The organism is Rhodococcus sp. BS-15, from assembly GCF_000813105.1.
Lineage (GTDB): Bacteria > Actinomycetota > Actinomycetes > Mycobacteriales > Mycobacteriaceae > Rhodococcoides.
This window is the reverse complement of sequence record NZ_BAOX01000427.1, coordinates 1-2,932: the sequence shown is the minus strand read 5'-3', so window position 1 is coordinate 2,932 and position 2,932 is coordinate 1. Positions and strand designations below refer to the sequence as shown.

General features: G+C 64.8%; 5 protein-coding genes, 1 pseudogene and 1 riboswitch. Of the genes and pseudogenes, 1 reads left to right on the top strand and 5 read right to left on the bottom strand.

Annotated elements, in window-relative coordinates; all coding sequences use genetic code 11:
* The 3 genes from RHBS_RS26240 to RHBS_RS26230 all read right to left on the bottom strand — a co-directional run.
* Positions 1-342: transglycosylase family protein (locus RHBS_RS26240; RefSeq protein WP_145977620.1), on the bottom strand; the 342-nt coding region annotated here is incomplete at its 3' end.
* A gap of 8 nt (positions 343-350) precedes the next feature.
* Positions 351-559: riboswitch (cyclic di-AMP (ydaO/yuaA leader) on the bottom strand.
* Positions 560-828: 269 nt separating this feature from the next.
* Positions 829-1,203 (bottom strand): YccF domain-containing protein, encoded by a 375-nt coding sequence (locus RHBS_RS26235; protein WP_037187421.1) that lies wholly within the window; start codon positions 1,201-1,203, stop codon positions 829-831.
* A 2-nt stretch (positions 1,204-1,205) separates the two neighbouring features.
* On the bottom strand, positions 1,206-1,424 hold the full coding sequence (locus RHBS_RS26230) for a hypothetical protein (protein WP_128646835.1): 219 nt from the start codon (positions 1,422-1,424) through the stop codon (positions 1,206-1,208).
* A 198-nt stretch (positions 1,425-1,622) separates the two neighbouring features.
* Between RHBS_RS26230 and RHBS_RS26225 the strand changes: the two genes are divergently transcribed.
* A complete protein-coding gene (locus RHBS_RS26225) occupies positions 1,623-2,039 on the top strand; it encodes a cold-shock protein (protein WP_008719325.1) in 417 nt (138 codons plus the stop codon).
* 13 nt (positions 2,040-2,052) lie between these two features.
* On the opposite strand, the gene RHBS_RS26220 is transcribed toward RHBS_RS26225, so the two are convergent.
* On the bottom strand, positions 2,053-2,565 hold the full coding sequence (locus RHBS_RS26220; protein WP_068047880.1) for a DUF2771 domain-containing protein: 513 nt from the start codon (positions 2,563-2,565) through the stop codon (positions 2,053-2,055).
* Positions 2,562-2,932: pseudogene (locus RHBS_RS26215) on the bottom strand (MFS transporter); the annotation flags it as partial. The pseudogene RHBS_RS26215 and the gene RHBS_RS26220, both read right to left, overlap by 4 nt.

The following is a 2,932-nucleotide window of genomic DNA, read 5'->3' as shown; positions in this document are numbered from 1 at the left end:
GCAGGACGGCCATGCGCCCCAGCCCTGCGAGTCGAGGACCTTCTCTGCGACTGCGATCTGCTCTTCACGGCTGGCCTGGTTGGCCGTGGCCGCGTACTGCTGGCCGCCGTGCGCGTTCCAGGTGCTGGGGGAGAACTGCAACCCACCCTGGTAGCCGTTGCCGGTGTTGATGCCCCAGTTGCCGCCGGCTTCACACTGTGCGAGGCGGTCCCAGTCGGAATCCGGTGCCGCGTTCGCGGTGCCGGTGAAGGCGATGCTTGCGGTGCCCATGATGGCTCCGGTGACTGCGACCTTTGCGACGGTCTTGCCAGTGGTGCTCGGCTTGCGATGACGTCCGCTCATACGAGTTGAAATCCTCTCCACACGCGCCTGCGAGGTCAGCTGTCGGGTTCGGGCTGAGAGGTAGCCCGGCCGTCTCACACACTCCTGCGAGTGGGCAATTGGGCTTCACCCCAAGGGAAGTCGGCGCGACTTCGTGAGTCGCTACAACTTCCCGGTTGTCCGTGGAGGGACGTGGGTCCCCCGTCCTCGTCCCCTGGGTGATCGTCGAGGGTGTTCCGGTTCCCGCGGGACGAGGTTTGGCGCTGCGGGCCGGAATTCGGCCGAACTTTCCGGCCGCTGCTGACCGTACTGAAATTCCCGCCTTACGTCACTATTTGGTAACTGTCGATTTCGGAGCGTCGCCGAGAGCACATTTTGTACCTCTTTCGGGTCGCTCGAGTCGGCCCAGCTAGTGGACGTGCCGGGCATTGAACCCCTGTCCGTTGCCTGTCCGTTACCGGAGCGTGATGTGATGGAAGTCACATCGACGGCAACCGGTTCCGGAGGTCACCGAACGGCAACGATGTCCTTGCCGAGGGGCATCAGGGATACGGGGATCATCTTCAGGTTCGCGATCGCCAACGGGATGCCGATGATGGTGATCGCCATCGCGACGGCGGTGACCACGTGAGTCAGGGCCAGCCACCAACCGGCCAGAATCAGCCACAGCACGTTTCCGACGAGCGCACCGGATCCGGACCCCGGCTTGTCGACGATCGTCGATCCGAACGGCCACAGCGCGTAGACGCCGATGCGGAACGACGCGATGCCGAACGGAATGGTCACGATCAGGATGCACAGCAGCAGTCCGGCGAGGAAGTAGCCCAGTGCCAGCCACAGGCCGCCGAAGACCAGCCAGATGACGTTCAGTATCAACCGCATGGTCAGCGCACCCTTCGTCCGGATGCCAGCGCGTAGCCCAGCGCCAGCACGAAGCCGGTCGGCGCGGAGAACATGGCCGTCAGATAGAGCCCGAGTGGGGGCTTCGCGTCGGAGAAGATCGGAAACATCAGGATCGCGACGATGGCGACGAGGCCGATCGCGAACAGGGCCAGCGCGATGCGCAGCAGAGCGGTGCTGCTCTTACGGGTCGTTGTGTCCACATCGACCACGGTAGTGCGAATCGCGACGCTGTGAAGAGCGCCGTGCGGTGAACAACTCGAATGCTCTATCCGGGCTCACCGCGCTAGACTGGTGTATTCGCGTCCTACGTCCTCGTGGGGCGCGAAACTTGTGCGGGCCGAACATCGGTCCCACGGACAACGCAACTGTCACAGCAAACAGATGAACGGGTGAGCTCAGTGCCGACCGGCAAGGTGAAGTGGTACGACGTCGACAAGGGATTCGGATTCCTTTCGCAGGAGGAAGGCGAGGACGTCTACGTGCGTTCCTCGGCGCTGCCCGAGGGCGTCGAGGGCCTCAAAGCCGGTCAGCGAGTCGAGTTCGGGATGGCCGCAGGCCGTCGCGGACCGCAGGCGTTGAGCCTGAAGGTGCTCGAGCCGGCACCGTCGGTGCGTCAGAACACCGGCAGCACCCGCCGCGAACCCGTCGAGCGCAAGCACACTCCCGACGAGCTGCACGGGATGGTCGAGGACATGATCACTCTGCTCGAAGCGACGGTGCAGCCCGAGCTCCGGAAGGGCAAGTACCCGGACCGCAAGATCGCGCAACGCATCTCCGAGGTGGTCCGGGCCGTCGCCCGCGAGCTCGACAGCTGATCTCGGGAACGACCTACGGCAGCGTGCCGATCGACCAGATGGCGTGGCTGACGAAGCCCTCCTGATTGGTGTCGGTGTCGATGATGCCGGTGGGCAGACGCACTTCGATCCCGAGCAGGGTTCGGCCACTGTCGTCCGTGGTGGGCACCGTGACGCTGAGCCTGGTTCCCGGTTCGTTGAACGCGCTGTCCTCCACGACGTTTCCGCTGTCGTCGCCGTAGACCAGGGCGAGCACCCACGGAGCCGAGTAGACGGCCTCGGGAAGCGAGAGCTGCACCGTCGGAGCCTTGCCGACCTGGATTTCGGTGGTTTCTCCGACATTGGTGCACAGTGGGTCGCTGACGGCGCAGTACAGGTACGGCTCCACGTCGACGGCTCGGCCGTTGGCGTAGGCGGAGACTGTCGGTTCCTTCTCCGGCGCGTTCCCGATCAGCAGCGCGAGTACCGCGACGAAGGCAACGGCGACGACGAGTAGACCTGCGGCGACCAGGGCCGCGATCTTCTTGGTGCGGGGAGCGAGATTCACTTGGTCACGTTTTCGCCGAAGGAACCGTCGGACACTTCTTGTTCGACGTGGTCGGGGCGGTTGCCGCCGAAGCCGGGCAGAAGTGATCTGCCGCGGTAGGTGAGGAATGTCTGCACGAGCCCGATCGTAAGCAAAACCGAGACCACGGTGAAACCGAGCCAGTACTCGGTGGGGAGCAGCACGCCGAGCGTGCCGCCCAGGACCCAGCACAGCTGCATGACGGTTTCCGATCGGCCGAATCCCGACGCGATCGATTCCGGCGGCAGATCGGCCTGCAGGGACGCGTCGAGGGAGACCTTGGCGAGTGCACTGGCGCTCGACGCGACGAGCGCAGCCACCGCTGCGGCGAGCAGGCTGTCGGTGACCG